Below are 16,016 nucleotides of genomic sequence, written 5' to 3'. Positions count from 1 at the left end.
ATGGAAAAGCTCCTTTCCGAAATTAGAGCCTGTGAGGTATGTAAGGAGCATTTGTCTTTAGGCCCAAGACCTATAGTTACTGCACATGCAGAAGCTAAAATTGCCATTATTGGTCAGGCTCCAGGAACCAAAGTACATGCCTCTGGTATTCCATGGGATGATCCCAGCGGAAAGCAACTACGAAAATGGATGGGAATAACAGACGAAGTTTTTTATGATGAAAAACAAATAGCAATTATACCCATGGGGTTTTGTTATCCTGGAAAAGGAAAAACCGGAGATTTACCGCCAAGACCAGAATGCGCTCCTTTATGGCACGAGCAGTTGTTTAATAAACTTCCGAAATTAGAATTGATTCTTTTAATAGGTATCTACGCCCAAAAATATTATTTAGGAAAAACAGCAGAGAAGAACCTAACAGAAACTGTTCGTGTATTTGAGAATTACCTTCCTAAGCACTTTCCTTTGCCGCATCCTTCTCCTAGAAACAGATTTTGGTTTACTAAAAATCCTTGGTTTAATAGAGATGTTTTGCCGGTGTTGAAAAGTAGGGTAGCTAATACTACTCCATAAGATTCAGTCCAATTTTTTGTGATAGTATCATAAATTTTTCAGGATTTTTTTCAGGGTTTATAGTGTCTATTATTTTGTGTTTTTCGTCTAAAATAAAAATAAGATTGCTACCTAAATCTCCACTTTCTTGCATAGCCATAATTATCTTTACTTTTTTAGAACCATCTCCTTCATAAATTTTTATAACAGAAAGTTTCCCTTTTTCTATATGATTGAATTTGTATTCTTCACCAATAAGTACCCCATCTTTGTATAGATTACCATCAATATCGTCATATTTTGGAGATAAAGAGCCATCTTTTTCATAATAGACTGTTTCCCCTATTTTTTTGTTGTTAGAATATTTTCGCGTAGATTTTAATTCTCCTGTTTTATAATAAAACTTCTCTTCTCCAAAAATAATTCCTTTTCTATAGTTTGTTTCTTGAGCTAAACTTCCGTTTGGATAAAAGATTTTGTTAGTTTCATTAAGAAGGCCGTTATTAAGAATCATTACTTCCTTTAAAATGTTGTTATCTATAACATGGAAAGTCCCTGTCATTTTTTCATTATCATTGGATAAGTGTAATGTAATATCATTCTCTAAATATTGTTTGTAATAATCTTTTGAGCTTATTTCTATTATTGTTCGTGAAGTATTCGAAGGGTTTTTTTTAATATCGATACAACTAGTAATTATAAATACTAGTGAAAAGATTAGTACAAATATTTTATTCATAATAATTTAGTTAGTATAAGGGTTATTTAATTAGGTACTTTTTATTGTATTTTTATCTTCTACAAGAAACGTAAAATTATGAGTACAACAAATAAAGTAACTACAAAATGGTTGGGTAATATGGCTTTTGAGAGCGATAACCCATCTGGGCATAACCTAAAAATAGATATAGCTAAAGAAGATGGCGGAGATGGTAGTGGGTATAGACCTAAAGCCTTAATGCTTAGTTCTCTTGCAGGTTGTTCTGGCTTAGATGTAGCTGCATTGATAAAAAAGATGAAGCTAGAGGTAGAAGAATTTACGATAGAAACTATTGCAAATTTAACAGATGAGCATCCAAAATTTTACGATGCAGTAACGGTAGAGTATCATTTTACAGGACCAAGCTTACATGAGAAAAAATTACAAAGAGCAGTAGACCTATCTATAGAAAAATATTGTGGTGTTATGGAAATGTTTCGCCAGTTTGCTACCATGGAAATTAAAACGGTTTTTCATCATAAATAAATTATTCGTCACTTCGAGTAATTTTGACGGTAGGAGAAATTGTATCGAGAACCTATTCTTTAAATTTCTTTTTTGCATTTGCTACTTGCACTTAAAATTTGAACTTAAACTATGCGCTGGACAATTAAAGCAAAACCCAAACAAGAAGACATTACTGCTTTAGCGCAAGCTTTAAAAGTAGAAGATATAGTTGCAGAACTACTTTTACAAAGGGGAATTTCTACCTACGCAAAGGCTAAAACTTTTTTTAGACCGCAGCTCTCCGATTTGCATGATCCTTTTTTAATGAAAGACATGGATATTGCGGTAGAGCGTATAGAAAAGGCCATTGCAAATAATGAGAACATACTAGTATTTGGCGATTATGATGTGGACGGAACCACCTCTGTAGCTTTAGTTTCCTCTTACCTATTAAGCTATTACCCTAATGTTGCTACTTATATTCCAGATAGATATGCGGAGGGGTATGGAGTATCTTATATGGGGATTGATTTTGCCGAAGACAATGATTTTACTTTAATCATAACCTTAGATTGTGGTGTAAAAGCGATAGACAAGGTTGCTTATGCAAAAGAAAAAGGAATAGATTTTATTATTTGTGACCACCACAGACCAGGAAAAGAATTACCAAAAGCAGTTGCAGTTTTAGACGCTAAAAGAGACGATTGTAATTACCCATATGATGAGCTATGCGGTTGCGGTGTTGGTTTTAAGTTGATACAAGCTTTGGCTGTAAATAATAACCAAACTATAGATGATTTAATACCGTATTTAGACTTAGTTGCCACAGCTATAGGGGCAGATATTGTACCCATAACAGGAGAGAATAGAGTATTGGCCTATTACGGGCTAAAGGTTATTAATAGTAAACCAAGGACTGGTTTTCAAGCTATTATTGCGCAAACAAAGAAACAAAAGTTAACTATTACAGATGTTGTTTTTGTAATTGCACCTCGCATTAATGCTGCAGGAAGAATGAAACATGGGCAGCATGCGGTAAATTTACTAACAGAAACCAATATTGCGCAAGCGGAGAAGTTTGCTAACGAAATTGAGAAGTACAATTTAGATAGAAAGAATTTAGATAAAGAGATTACTAAGCAAGCTTTACAACAAATTATAGACAATGGAGAAGAAGAGAAATTTACTTCCGTGGTATATAAAGATTCATGGCATAAAGGAGTAATAGGTATAGTAGCATCTAGATTAACCGAAACATATTATAGACCTACCTTAGTTTTTACAAAGAGTGGTGAAAAGTTAGCCGCTTCAGCGCGATCCGTAAAAGGTTTCGATGTGTATAATGCCTTAGAAGCAAGCTCGGAATTTATTGAGCAATTTGGAGGACATAAATATGCGGCCGGCTTAACACTTTTAGAATCGCAATATGATGCTTTTAAAACAAAGTTTGAAGAAGTAGTTTCTAAGACTATTAATCCCAATTTATTGACTCCAGAGATTAGTGTGGATTCTAGAATAGAGTTTGCCGATGTAACCCCGAAATTAATGCGAATTATTCGTCAATTTGAACCCTTTGGTCCTGGAAATATGACGCCAGTTTTTATGGCAGAAAATTTAATAGATTCTGGCTATGCTAAAGGAGTTGGCGCAGATGAAAGCCATTTAAAGTGTTGTATTTCTCAGAATTTAAGTACTACCAATGGCACCAAAATTAATGCTATTGGGTTCGGGTTAGGAAATAAATTAACCACTGTTAAGAAAGACTCTTTTAGTGCTGTTTTTTCTATAGATGAGAATGATTGGCAAGGGAATATTTCTTTACAACTGAAAATCAGAGACATAAAATAAGTGCAATTATCAGTACACTTGTATTGATGCCTGTAGGGTATTAATTGTTGGGTTGGATGTTTCGTGTTTTTTTTGTTTTTACAAAAAAAATCTCTCTTACAAAGATAAAAAAGCCCTTGCGAAAGGAGCAAGGACTTTAACCAACTAAAACTCAAAAAATATTAATGTAAAGCGTTAGGTTTCTTAAGAGAAATCTTATAATTTTTCATAAATAAATTGTGGATTTCCTCGTTCGCCTTCACTACTAAGCAGAGCAGTAAACTTAATTTTATAAAAATTACCTGCAGCATCTTTTAAAACAAAATAACGATCATCTTTTACGCTGGGAGGTGAACTAAAAGCATTTCTCCAACCACTACCAATAACGCTATGATCATCATTAACTAATAAAGATTGGTCTACATCACTAGCTGTAAAATCTGCATAACTGGGAATAGGATAATCCGTTCTCTCTTTAGTATCCCTATCTACAGTATATAATGTTTGTTGATATAAGCTTACATTCCCTAATGTATTGTGCAATACATAGTCTGAATATACAAATCCAAATCCGTTACTTGTATTCACAGAAAAAACTCCAGTGAAATTTATATCCCAATTTTCTGTTGCTGGTTGCACATCTACTTCTTTAGAATCACTTAAACTAACAGCTGATACTATTTTAGTAGCATCTTTATTTACCGTTATTTCTGAGAATGTATTAGCATCTAAGGTTGCATATTGTATAGTATAACTACTACCATCTGTTAAAACACGTACTTTCATAAAGCCGTTATGATCTCCTGAAGTAGAAATACTTCCTGAATCCGGAGTCTCTGTAGAAATAGCATTTCCTAATCCAACAATATATACATTGTTTTCTTCAGCGGTTGTAGAAATGGCAGAAAATGCTGTACCGTTTATTTCACCAGACTGTAAATCCGTAAAAACATATCCTTCTGCATGATTAGAATACTGACCATATCCTAAAGGTAACCCTTCTATCAATTCTTCCACAGTTGTAACGGTAACTTGTTTTGGAGAAAAATCTGGGTTTATTGAATTTAAAGTTAAAGCCTTAGTCAATACTGTTCCTTTTGTAACTGTATTTAAATCCGTAATTCCTTCTAATTCTGCAGCTGAAACTAATAATGCCGAGTTTAAAAATACTCTATTCTCTGCACCATTGTATAAACCAATTTCCCATGTATCTCTTTGAACGGCTTTTTGTTGTCCTGTGCTTAAATCTATATATACCTGGTTTGGTTCATTAGGACCGCCTAGTAATACATCTATAACACCAGATGTAGCAGCAGTGGGTGTAAAGCTTAATAGAGAAGATGCTATACTTCCTTTTACCCATTCGGTTTGATCAAAACTAGTAATCTTAAATGTCACTGCTTTAGTGGTACCTTCTATAGCATCTTTTAACTTAGTAAAAATTATTTTGGAATTTAAATCTCCTACTGCTACAGGTATTGTTATTGTTCCATTTACCCCAGAAGGGGTTGTTGTAAAATCTTCTCCGTATGTTGCATTGTCTAAGGAGTAATTAATAGTTATTGTACCTGTTTCTGTAGCAGCTCTAGAGTAGGTAAGTGTAATTTCTTTATCCGTATCCAAGTCTAGCAAACTACTAGTCTCTGCTGTAAAAGCAATAGAGAAGTCAATAAAATCTGTTTTGTCATCATCACTACAAGAGGATAATAAGAGCATGGCTAATACTATGTTGTATACTAATACTTTTTTCATGATTTGTAATTTAATTAAGGTTTAGATTGTATAAAATTTTTATAAAGTATGATCTTCCGTATCCTAGTAACCTAGATCCTCCAGTACTAGAGTTATGTGTTCCCGTAGCTATATCTGTTGCATTAACTCTAATAATATCAGCAAGGTTTCTTGCTCCAAGCGTCAGTTCTAGATTTTGCAGGAGTTTTGTTTTAATAGAAGCGTCCACAAAGTTAAAGGCGTTGGTTTGCCTTACTGCTACTTCATCATTATCATCTAATACATAAATTTGGGATCTACCATTGTGTTTTAAAGAAGCAGATAGTGTTGTGTTTAACTTTGGGATAGTATAGGATAGGCCAGAAGTTAAACTAAAACTCCATAAGTATTTATTTACATCAGCGGTTACATCTATAATAGAACTAGATTCTCCTCTATAGGTAGCTCCTAAATTTATTTGCCAGTTGTTGTTGTAACTAAGACTATTTTCGAAAGAAAAACCTAAAGTTTTGAATTGATCTATATTCTTATAAGTAAATTGTATATCATCATCATCGGCTACAACAAATTCTATTTTATCATGAATGTCAAAAAAGAAGAACTTAAAAGAAGATTTTAAAAAGCCTTTATCTTCTAGTGGCAGTACGTTTTCTAGGGCTAAAAAATAAGATACACCATCTTCTGGTTGTAAATTAGGATTGCCCTGTATATTATGGTTGCTGTCTACAAAAAAGTAGAAAAGTTCTGTAAAATTTGGAGCTCTAAAAGCAGACCCAAACACGGCTTTTAATTTTAGTTTTTTGGTAAAATCATAAGTAGACGATAAGGACCAAATTAATTTATTTCCAAATTGCGAATTTGTAGTAAAACGAGCTCCTGGGTATAATGCTAATTTATCCGTAATATAAAAATCTGCAGAACCAAAAAAGTCATAATTTTCTAATCGATTCTTGACTACACTTGTAGATTGAGTTCCTGATGCAATAGCATCAAAACCAGATTGGTTTGTAAACTCATAGCCTAACTGTAGATTTACTTTTTTATAGCCTGGGAGAATATTACTTATAAAACCTTTAGAGTATAGAATATCGGTAGATTGGTTTAGGAAATCTTTAGTATACCCCTCTATTCCCTGCTGTAAAATATTGTATACGTACTCCTCTATATATCTTTTTTGAGTTTGTAAGGATAGGGAAAGATTATAAGTGCTTTTACCTAAAAAAGGACCATAAACATTTAAGTTATTTACAAGGCGTTTTGTTGTATACCTCTCATCTGTTGCTGTAGGGTTTGCATTTCCTAAGGCGCCTAAACGTCCGTTTACGATATGGCTGTATATATCTAAAATCTCTTCATAAGATTGTAGCCTATATAAAAAAGTGTGGTTCTTTATTTTTAAATTTAAATTACCAAAAAATGTGATTTGTTCTTTTGGATTCCATTCTGCCCCTCTTAAACCATCATTTTCTACAATACCATCTACTAAATTAGCATAGTTTTGTCCTTTAAATGTATTAAAGAAGCCTTTAAAATCGTTTCTTGACACTCCTATATTAGCAGATATATAGTTGTTGTATTTATGTCCTATCTTTAGATTTTGAATATGTTTGCCTTTATCAAACCAAGCATATTCGCCACCAACTGTTTCTTCTTGTAAAGAGGTTTGTACTTGCCACTTGTGTTTTACGTCCTTCTTAGATACAATATTTATAACTCCGGCAACAGCATTGTCTCCATATAATACCCCAGTGGCTCCTTCTACTATCTCTACTCGTTCTACATCTTCTAAATTTATTTGTGTTATATCTATATTATTCCCAATGCCATTATCGCTTGCCATAGGTATTCCATCTAGTAATATCTTTACATATTGACCATCTAAACCAAATAGACTTATTGTTGACCTACCTGTAGTAGCATCAGGTATTACAGAAATATTTAAATTAAATTGAAGTATGTCTGCGAGATTATTTCCAGCAAATTTTGCAATGTCAGTATTATCTATAACTCCAACCGAGAATAATTTTTTACTTAAAGACATCACTTTGTTCTCTCCGGTAACTATTACTTCGTTAAGTTTAGTTACCTCAGTAGAATCGGTATTTATGTTTTTTTGCGCATTGACAGAATGAACTATAAACAAAAGAAAAAATAGAATTTGTTTAGGATAAAAAGCTAGGCTAAAAGAGGGGCTATTGTAGTTGTTTATTTTCATTTAATTAGAATGGTTCTAAATAATTATTTTGACAAATATATGTTTTATTTTTATTCAGTCTAAATAAAATTAATATTTTTGTGATGACATATTTATTTCGATAACTAAAAAACACCTTATGAAAAAAGTAGTATTACTTACCCTATTAGCAATTGGATATATAGCACAGGGTTATTCGCAAAAAAATCATAAAAAACAGGATCAAGAGGCTATAAAGGCCATGTGTGGTTGTTTTAAAGTACAGTTTAAATACACAGAAACATTTGCTCCTGAAATAGATTATGAGAAGCATTTAGATTATACTTCGGGGGCTTTAGAGTGGGCAGAATTAATTGAAGATTCTAATAACAAATTATCTATTCAGCATTTGTTAGTAATAAAAGATACTATGGTAATAAAGCATTGGCGCCAAGATTGGTTGTACGAGAACCAGCAAGTTTTTTATTACGATAAAGACAATAGGTGGAATTTTAAAACCTTACCTAAAGAGGATGTAGAAGGGCAATGGACACAAAAAGTTTTTCAGGTAGATGATAGTCCAAGGTATTCGGGTTCTGCTACATGGATTCATGCGGATGGAAAGCATTATTGGGAAAACAAATCGGATGCTCCATTACCCCGTAGGGAATATTCTAAGCGTAAAGATTATAATGTTATGTCTAGAGGAAATAGACAAGAAATAACAGATATAGGGTGGATTCATGAACAAGATAACGATAAAATTATTCGTAAAATAGGAGAAAAGGATGTGCTTTTAGCGCAAGAAAAAGGATATAATACTTATGTTAAAGTTCCAGATGCTGAGTGTTTGGCAGCCAAGACCTGGTGGCAAAATAATGCTAAATTTTGGAGCAAAGTAAGAAAATCATGGAGTACTATTTACGATAGAGAAACACCCTTGGAGTTAAAAAAGAGTGTAGATAAACAACCTCTGTTTATGCATATGTACGCATTAGAAAAAACAAAGGAAAGTAAAAAAGCAATTACTGCTGTATTAAATCAATTCGTAGTGCCAAGTAATAAAGCAGAAGATGGTAAATAAAGTAGGTATTCTTTTTTCTTATCTATTAATTAGCTCCCTTTTAGTATTTGTTTTCTCCTCTTGGATGCATACCCCTAAACTGATAGCAAAAGTAGATAATGCTATTTTACAAACTTTTGAAATTGACAATTTTCAAAAAGAGATTATTATTCTAGATAATACGAGTTACCCAGAAGGTATGGTAGATTTATCTGAGGACAGGTTATTCAAAATAAAGCAGAATAATGTTGTGCTAGGATATGGATATTTAGGAGAAACAGCAAGTATGAAACGCATGTTCGATTATCTAATCTTATTTAATGCAGACCTAAGTATTAAAAAAGCAAAAGTACTAATCTATAGAGAAGAACATGGAAGGCAAATTGGTAGCCAACGATGGTTAAAACAATTCATTGGTCTTACCATTAAAGATTCTCCTATTTATGAGGAGAATATAGATGCAATTTCTGGAGCTACAATATCGGCAAACAGCATGACTCTTGCTGTTGGTAAAGTTTTACTAAGTATTAAAAACCTCAAAGAGGATAACCTGTTAAAATAATATGATATGGAGGATATTAATCCAATTTATTCTAATGAATTTGGTATGGCTTTTCAATGGAAAAAGAATACCCTAAAAGATAATAGCAAAATACAATTGGTATTTAAAGATACAGGTCTTTTTATTACAAGAGAAGAGTTAATAAGCTTTTCGCAAAATGTGATGCATTCCGTAGAAAGTAATTATTTACAGTGTGAGAATTGTGCGCAAAATGATTCTTGTAGAAAACTATTGTTAAATACACCTGCGTATCAAGTTACTCTTGCATTGGATACTATGGAGTTGTTTGCAATGAAAGATTTGGTGGAAGGCACTATTTTTCAGTTAGATTTAGGCAATTATTTAGATAGTATATGTTCTAATAATTAGGATACTAAAGGTGGTATTATATTCTAAATTAAATATAGTACTACCTTTGGTTTTTTAAATAGAAACCTTTGGATCCATACGCAGCACTTCGTTATAAAGAATTCAACTTATTTTTAGTAGTACGCTTTGCCATGGTATTTGCTTGGTCTATGCAGTTTATTGTTATAGAATGGCAAGTATATTCTATGACAAAAGACCCTCTTTCTTTGGGAATAATTGGTCTTATGGAGGTTATTCCTGCGGTGCTAATGGCTCTTTTTGCAGGACATATTGTAGATCAAAAGGAGAAGCGAACTTTATTGGTTAAATGTATACTTGGGTTTTCTATAATAAGTCTTGGTTTGTTTATGCTAAGTATGCCACAGGTTCAATTAGATTATAGTACCAAGACTATTCTTTATACTATTTACTTCTTAGTTTTTCTTGGTGGTATTGTACGTTCTTTTATTGGCCCAACCATATTTTCTTTAGTAGCTTTAATAGTCCCTAAAAAAATATACCCTAATGCAGCTACTTGGAGTAGCTCTACTTGGCAAATGGCATCGGTTTTAGGGCCTGCTTTTGCTGGTTTTTCTATAAGTTGGATTGGTGTTCATTGGTCCATGTGTATCATTTTTGCGTTTTCTATTGTAGCCTTACTTTTTCTTTTTCAGATAGACAGAAAACCAATATTAAACCCTAAAATTGGCGAACCTATTTTCCAAAGCTTAAAAGAAGGACTAGATTTTGTTTTTAGTACCAAAGCAGTTCTGGGAGCGTTAACTTTAGATATGATAGCTGTTCTTTTTGGAGGAGCCGTGGCATTGTTGCCTATTTTTGCACAAGATATATTATATGTAGGAGCGGAGGGTTTTGGTATACTTAGAGCCGCTCCAGCAGTTGGAGCATTTTTAACTATGCTTGGTTCTACCCGTTTTCCTTTGCATAAAAATGCAGGGAAGAAGTTACTTTACGCCATTTTTGGGTTTGGGGTCTGTATTATTGTTTTTGGATTGTCTACTTACTTTTGGTTATCTGTATTGGCTTTGTTTGCTAGTGGAGCTGTAGACGGGGTTTCTATGATAATTAGGCAAACCATATTGCAATTAAAAACACCAGACCATATGCGAGGAAGAGTAGCATCAGTAAATTCTATTTTTGTAGGCTCTTCTAATGAATTAGGGGCTTTTGAAAGTGGATTAACTGCAAAATGGATGGGAGCAGTTACAGCCGTAGTTTTTGGCGGAACAATGACTTTGTTAACTGTTGGAATTACAGCCATTTCTTTGCCATCTTTTAGAAAGTTAGATTTGCAAAAAGATATAGATAAACATCAGGAAGAGACTACTGCTTAGGTAGTTTTTCTAAATTAAGTTTAGTGCCATCAAAAACGCCGTATGTATAGTAAGAAATCCAATCACCAAGGTTTACGTAGGTAGATTTTCCGTTGAGGTCTATTTCTAAAGGTAAATGGCGGTGTCCAAAAACAAAATAATCGTAATGTTGGCTTTCTAATTTGCGTTTAGCATATTGTACTAACCACTCGTTTTCTTCGCCTAAGAATTTAACATCTTCATCTCCGGAAATAAGTTTATTTTTTACAGATAAGTATTGTCCTAGTCGAACACCAATATCAGGGTGTAACCATTTAAACAACCATTTGGCAAGTGGATTGGTAAACACTTTTTTCATGCGTTTAAAACCTTTGTCCCCAGGGCCAAGACCGTCTCCGTGACCTATAAAAAAGGAAGTGTCATTCAGTTTAAATTGTTGCGTAGTATGGTAAACAGGTATATTTAATTCTTCTTCAAAATAACCATTCATCCAAAGATCATGATTACCAACAAAATAATAAATCGGTATTCCGGCATCACTTAATTCTGCTAATTTACCTAAGGTACGTGTAAATCCTTTTGGAATTACCATTTTATATTCCATCCAGAAATCGAACAAATCTCCTAAAAGCAAAATAGCAGCGGCATCTTCTTTAATCTCGTCTAGCCAAGCAACAAATTTCTTTTCGCGAGGTAAGCTTTGTTTCATGTTGGGAGCTCCCAAGTGGTTATCACTTGCGAAATATACTTTTTTACCCTCCGGAATAGATATTTTTTTCATCTGGATGTAAATATAAGGAAAGTCCTTTTTTTAAGCTTAAAGATGCTTGTTGTAAATCTAAAAAAGTAAGTTCTTTAGCTAAATATTGTAATTTTATATTTAAGGTATAATAGGTTGTTATAAAAACAGACGTTCCATTATGAAATTAAGATTATTACTATTAATTGTTTTTTTAGGTATTCAAACTGTACATGCGCAAAGAGTTATTAAACTACCTCATGAAAAACCTAAAATAATTAATTGGGAAAAAGGGGAAAAAGAATACTTTTCTAAGGTTGCTAATGCTACTATTGTAGCAAATATATCCTCACCTACTTTAACTGTTTATGAACCTGATCCAGAAAAGAAAAACGGAACATCGATTATTATAGCACCAGGCGGTGGTATGTACTTTTTAAGTATGAAGAGTGAAGGTTATAATGTTGCAGAATGGTTAGCAAGCAAAGGAATTACTGCCTATATTTTAAAATATAGATTAGTACCTACAGGTGAAGATGCTGCGGAAGATTTAAATGCTATTATTAAAGAGAGTAACCAAGAGAGAATTCGTATTACAAAAGAAGTATTACCTTATTCTGTAAATGATGGTTTAAGTGCTATTAGTTATGTTCGGGAAAATGCAAAAACCCTAGGTATTGACCCCCAAAAAATTGGTTTTATGGGCTTTTCCGCTGGGGGTGTAATAGCTTTTGGGGTGGTAAAAGAGTGTAAAAAAGAGAATAGGCCTAATTTTTTAGTTCCTGTATATCCCGGAACAGATTTAATTAGCCCTAAACCGACTAAAGATACACCTCCTACATTGTTTGTTACAGCGGCGAACGACCAGTTAATTGATGCTACTTTTTTTACAGAATTGTTTAATAGATGGCATAAAGCGGGTGTAAAAACAGGAATGCACATGTATACCAAAGGCGGACATGGTTTTGGCACTTGGAAAAGAGGTTTTCCAAGTGATAATTGGTTAGATCGCTTTTACGAATGGGCAGAAAGTGAAGATTTTATTACAACGAAACCCTAATATATTACACAGCCTATTTATTATTATCAGATGCATACCATTCTGCAAAAGAAGTTTCTGTTTCTTGTAATTTTAAAGAATGTAGTTGAATGTTTTTTGGTAAACGAGCTTTTATTTTTGCAGAGAAATCTATTACCATATTCTCACTCGTAGGTTGGTAATCTGCTAAGATTACATTGTGACCTCTATCTGTTAGTTCCTTTGCTAAATCTACATGCGGGGTATTTTTATTAAAAACAGTAGCATGATCAAATTGATCTACAATTTCTTCTTTTACTATTTTTTTTAAATCCCCAAAATCTATTACCATGCCTAGTTTTACATGACTTTTGTCTGTAATAGGAGTTCCAATTACGGTTACAGAAAGTTTATAGCTATGGCCATGAACATTTCTACATTTACCATCGTAGCCAAAAAGGGCATGACCGGTTTCAAAATTAAACTGTTTGGTAATTCTAATATTGCTCATTTTCTGTGGAGTATTGCAGTGCAAAGGTATTATATTACAGCAAATCTTTTATTTATCAAGGCATAAATCTCTACTTAGTAAATAAAAGGAGTACAATTAAAGCTTTAGCTAGCTATAAATTAACGTATATAGGGTTTACTAGATAATCGAGATTAAATATTTTAAAGCTTGCTTCAAAATAAAAATTAGTTTCTAATGAATGCCTCGTGTGCTTGTCCCGAGGTAGTTTCCTAAAAGTTCACAAAAGTCACTATGTTAAATTGATCACGGCCCGTTGTTTCAAAAAACTGATTCATATACCCTGCTTCTAGTCTTATATTTTTATTAATATGATATCCTAGCCCTCCGTATAATCTATTTCTATCGAATATAGATGATTTTGTATTTAAGAATATTTCATTGTAGGCCGATATATAATAGCTTTTTTTAGTTGCTTCTTTACTGTATAAAGGAATATTTATTCCTAAGAAATAGCGAAATCTCATTTTAAAATCGCTTTCAACAAAACGCTGTTCAAATCTATATCTATGATTTAAGGTTGTAGTTCCTATTTTTTGTTTCGTGGTAAACTGTTGAAAAATTCTATGTTCATTAACGGAAACTTTATCATCGGTATTTGCTATATAGTTTTCAGATAAAATATAGCCATAACCAAGCAATACGTTACTTTTTCTTTCATTAAAAGTATAACCCAAACCTGTTCTTAATAAAAGTTGTTCTAAGTCACCAATAGCATTATAATTTCGGTATTGTACTTCATGATGTAGGTTCCATTTTTGGTCAATTTTTTTACTACCTATGTAAATTAACCAATTTCCAAAATCGCTTTCCTGACTTTGTACTAGAGTGGGGAGCATTAGACCAAGAATTAATAGTACTACGAGAGTTTTTTTATGCATTACTTAAGTTTAAATTTTGATAAGATTATGCCAATAATAGTAAAAAAACTAATTATACTACAAAAATATATGAAAGAGGAGGAATAAAATTAAAGAGAGTGCAAATAGTTTTTATACTTTGTGACCCAGAGTTATTTTACTTGCTTTATTTTGTCACCTTTAATCGGAGAATAATCTTTTTTTATTTCTTTCTCTACAAGTATTTCTTCAAAGTAACATTTTACACCTGTTGCTACATTCATATCTTTTACGTTTTGAATATGGAAGTGTAGATGTGGTTCCGATGAGTTTCCAGAATTTCCAGAAAGTCCTAAAACTTCTCCCTTTTTAACTTCTTGCCCTAGTTTTACTTCAATGGAGTTTTGTTTAAAGTGTGCAAAAAACAAATATTCATTGTTAATGGTTTTTAAAATTACAGTATTACCAGGAATATAAATTGGATTTATCTCTCCTGGTATATTGTCTTCAATTCCGTCAACTGCCAGTACAATTTTTCCATCACAAGGAGCAATTAATTTTTTTCCAAAAGCATAATAATCTTCGTTAGTTTTTCCGTTCGTTTTATAAGATTTTCCGTTTTTATCTGTAATAACAAAGTCAAAAGCATTTTTTTGAGCTTTACTTTCTACATGGTAATTCAATTCTGCTGTATCTCCGCCCCAAGTTACTGTCCATTTATCTTTAAACGGAAGAACTAGTTTTGTTGTGTTTCGCTCTATTTTCGGAAGAATAACTTCAACAAAGGGCTCAATAAAAAGACCATTAATTTTTGATTGATTATCGGTTGAAATATGTAAAGAAAAAACGCCATATTCGAATTTGGTTATATAAGAAGCAAAAGTTCCTTTAACGTACTTATTAAACTCACGATTTTGTATTTGTCCTGTTTGTTTTTTTAAGGTGGATAAATACTCGTTTGTATCATTTTTCGATAAAGTATTCTTCATTTCGATTGAAAACAAATCGAAAATTCCATTAAAGTTTCCTGAGTTAAACTTTTGTTCAAAATCTTCTGAGATTTTCTTATCCGTAACTTTCTCTGTCTGAGCAAAACTTAAACTCGTAGTAAAAATATAAATGACAAATAAAAATGTTATTCTCATAATGGTGGGTAACTCTATACCTTATCTCTTATATTTTCTTCTATTGCGTACTCTATTTACAAAATAGATTACCAAAACAAAAAGAGCTACAATTGGAAAAACAAGGTCTCCGTTTAATAAATTAATAAATTTCATGTAATTAGTTTTTATGATACCTAAACGCTAACCATAGTCGATTATTATTTTTTAAACTTACGTAAAGTCTGTTTCGTAGCATCGGAAAGTACTAGTTGTCCCGTTATAGCAGCTCTATCTAAAAGAAGTGTATCCCAATGATCGGTACCTTCCCAAAGTACTTTCTTCCACGCTTCTAAAGCCTCAGTATTATATTGGGCTAGTTGGTTGGTATAGAAATCTAATTCTTTATCCATTTCATTAATATCTCTAAAAACCTTAGCAAACAGACCTTTTTGTTGTGCCCAATAGGCGGTTTTCCATTCCGTAGGAGCTAAAGAAAGTTCTCCCAAAGCTGCTTTTCCGATTCTATGGGCAACTGCAGGGGCAATAACTAACGGAGCAATGCCAATAGAAAGTTCCGATAGTTTTATAGAAGCGCCTTCCGATGCAAAAACATAATCGCATGCGGCAGCAATACCGACACCACCACCAACAGCTTTACCTTGAATACGACCAATAATTACTTTAGAACAGCTACGCATGGCGTTTATAACATTAGCAAAACCACTGAAGAAAACTTTTCCTTCGGATAGGTCAGAAACCGCTGTAAGTTCATTAAAAGATGCGCCAGCACAAAAGGCTCTTTCTCCTTCTGATTTTAAAACAATTACGGAAACAGTATTATTGGAAGAAAGCTCCTTTAAGGTTTTGGTTAATCTTTGCAGTAATTCTGCGGTGAAAGAATTACTAGCTGGGTGGCCAAATTCAATGGTAGCTATTTTGTTGTTTATAGAGGTATAGAGGCTTCCTTCGGTCCGTGTAGTTCCCATTT

General features: G+C 32.9%; 16 protein-coding genes. 8 read left to right on the top strand and 8 right to left on the bottom strand.

Annotated elements, in window-relative coordinates; translation table 11 throughout:
• On the top strand, positions 1–573 hold the full coding sequence (locus tag Q0856_RS09285; protein ID WP_298478498.1) for a uracil-DNA glycosylase family protein: 573 nt from the start codon (positions 1–3) through the stop codon (positions 571–573).
• On the opposite strand, the gene Q0856_RS09280 is transcribed toward Q0856_RS09285, so the two are convergent.
• Positions 563–1,291 carry a hypothetical protein gene (locus Q0856_RS09280; protein WP_298504348.1) on the bottom strand — a complete coding sequence of 243 codons (729 nt, stop codon included), beginning with the start codon at positions 1,289–1,291 and terminating at the stop codon, positions 563–565. The two genes, Q0856_RS09285 and Q0856_RS09280, sit on opposite strands and share 11 nt — an antisense overlap.
• A gap of 78 nt (positions 1,292–1,369) precedes the next feature.
• On the opposite strand from Q0856_RS09280, the gene Q0856_RS09275 reads away from it, so the two are divergent.
• Positions 1,370–1,798 carry an OsmC family protein gene (locus Q0856_RS09275; protein ID WP_298504346.1) on the top strand — a complete coding sequence of 143 codons (429 nt, stop codon included), beginning with the start codon at positions 1,370–1,372 and terminating at the stop codon, positions 1,796–1,798.
• A 111-nt stretch (positions 1,799–1,909) separates the two neighbouring features.
• Positions 1,910–3,607 (top strand): single-stranded-DNA-specific exonuclease RecJ, encoded by a 1,698-nt coding sequence (gene recJ / locus Q0856_RS09270; RefSeq protein ID WP_298504343.1) that lies wholly within the window; start codon positions 1,910–1,912, stop codon positions 3,605–3,607.
• A 195-nt stretch (positions 3,608–3,802) separates the two neighbouring features.
• Here recJ and Q0856_RS09265 read toward each other — a convergent pair whose 3' ends face one another.
• Both Q0856_RS09265 and Q0856_RS09260 read right to left on the bottom strand, forming a co-directional pair.
• Positions 3,803–5,338, bottom strand: a complete 1,536-nt coding sequence (locus Q0856_RS09265; RefSeq protein WP_298504341.1) for an HmuY family protein — start codon at positions 5,336–5,338, stop codon at positions 3,803–3,805.
• A gap of 10 nt (positions 5,339–5,348) precedes the next feature.
• Positions 5,349–7,532, bottom strand: coding sequence for a TonB-dependent receptor (locus tag Q0856_RS09260; protein ID WP_298504339.1), 2,184 nt, complete (start codon positions 7,530–7,532; stop codon positions 5,349–5,351).
• Between the two features lie 118 nt (positions 7,533–7,650).
• Between Q0856_RS09260 and Q0856_RS09255 the strand changes: the two genes are divergently transcribed.
• The 4 genes from Q0856_RS09255 to Q0856_RS09240 all read left to right on the top strand — a co-directional run bounded on the left by Q0856_RS09255 (position 7,651) and on the right by Q0856_RS09240 (position 10,818).
• On the top strand, positions 7,651–8,574 hold the full coding sequence (locus tag Q0856_RS09255; protein ID WP_298504338.1) for a DUF6607 family protein: 924 nt from the start codon (positions 7,651–7,653) through the stop codon (positions 8,572–8,574).
• Positions 8,564–9,115, top strand: a complete 552-nt coding sequence (locus Q0856_RS09250) for an FMN-binding protein (RefSeq protein ID WP_298478517.1) — start codon at positions 8,564–8,566, stop codon at positions 9,113–9,115. The genes Q0856_RS09255 and Q0856_RS09250 overlap by 11 nt, the downstream gene beginning before the upstream one ends.
• A gap of 6 nt (positions 9,116–9,121) precedes the next feature.
• On the top strand, positions 9,122–9,484 hold the full coding sequence (locus Q0856_RS09245; protein ID WP_298478520.1) for a DUF6686 family protein: 363 nt from the start codon (positions 9,122–9,124) through the stop codon (positions 9,482–9,484).
• A 68-nt stretch (positions 9,485–9,552) separates the two neighbouring features.
• Entirely contained in the window at positions 9,553–10,818 is a 1,266-nt protein-coding gene (locus Q0856_RS09240) for an MFS transporter (protein ID WP_298504337.1), read from the top strand.
• On the opposite strand, the gene Q0856_RS09235 is transcribed toward Q0856_RS09240, so the two are convergent.
• On the bottom strand, positions 10,808–11,578 hold the full coding sequence (locus tag Q0856_RS09235) for a UDP-2,3-diacylglucosamine diphosphatase (protein ID WP_298504335.1): 771 nt from the start codon (positions 11,576–11,578) through the stop codon (positions 10,808–10,810). The two genes, Q0856_RS09240 and Q0856_RS09235, sit on opposite strands and share 11 nt — an antisense overlap.
• A gap of 139 nt (positions 11,579–11,717) precedes the next feature.
• Here Q0856_RS09235 and Q0856_RS09230 point away from each other — a divergent pair, with 139 nt between their 5' ends.
• Entirely contained in the window at positions 11,718–12,596 is an 879-nt protein-coding gene (locus Q0856_RS09230) for an alpha/beta hydrolase (RefSeq protein ID WP_298504333.1), read from the top strand.
• Positions 12,597–12,609: 13 nt separating this feature from the next.
• Here Q0856_RS09230 and Q0856_RS09225 read toward each other — a convergent pair whose 3' ends face one another.
• From Q0856_RS09225 to Q0856_RS09210, 4 genes are all read right to left on the bottom strand, one after another.
• Positions 12,610–13,065: a 6-carboxytetrahydropterin synthase gene (locus Q0856_RS09225; RefSeq protein WP_298478533.1), complete on the bottom strand. Its 456-nt coding sequence runs from the start codon at positions 13,063–13,065 to the stop codon at positions 12,610–12,612.
• Between the two features lie 230 nt (positions 13,066–13,295).
• Positions 13,296–13,964, bottom strand: coding sequence for a DUF2490 domain-containing protein (locus Q0856_RS09220; protein WP_298504331.1), 669 nt, complete (start codon positions 13,962–13,964; stop codon positions 13,296–13,298).
• A 131-nt stretch (positions 13,965–14,095) separates the two neighbouring features.
• Positions 14,096–15,067: a M23 family metallopeptidase gene (locus Q0856_RS09215; protein WP_298478538.1), complete on the bottom strand. Its 972-nt coding sequence runs from the start codon at positions 15,065–15,067 to the stop codon at positions 14,096–14,098.
• Between the two features lie 179 nt (positions 15,068–15,246).
• A complete protein-coding gene (locus tag Q0856_RS09210; RefSeq protein WP_298504329.1) occupies positions 15,247–16,014 on the bottom strand; it encodes an enoyl-CoA hydratase/isomerase family protein in 768 nt (255 codons plus the stop codon).
• Between the last annotated feature and the right edge of the window lie 2 nt (positions 16,015–16,016).

This window comes from uncultured Maribacter sp. (genome assembly GCF_947496775.1).
Lineage (GTDB): Bacteria > Bacteroidota > Bacteroidia > Flavobacteriales > Flavobacteriaceae > Maribacter_B.
This window is presented reverse-complemented; position numbering and strand designations above follow the sequence as displayed.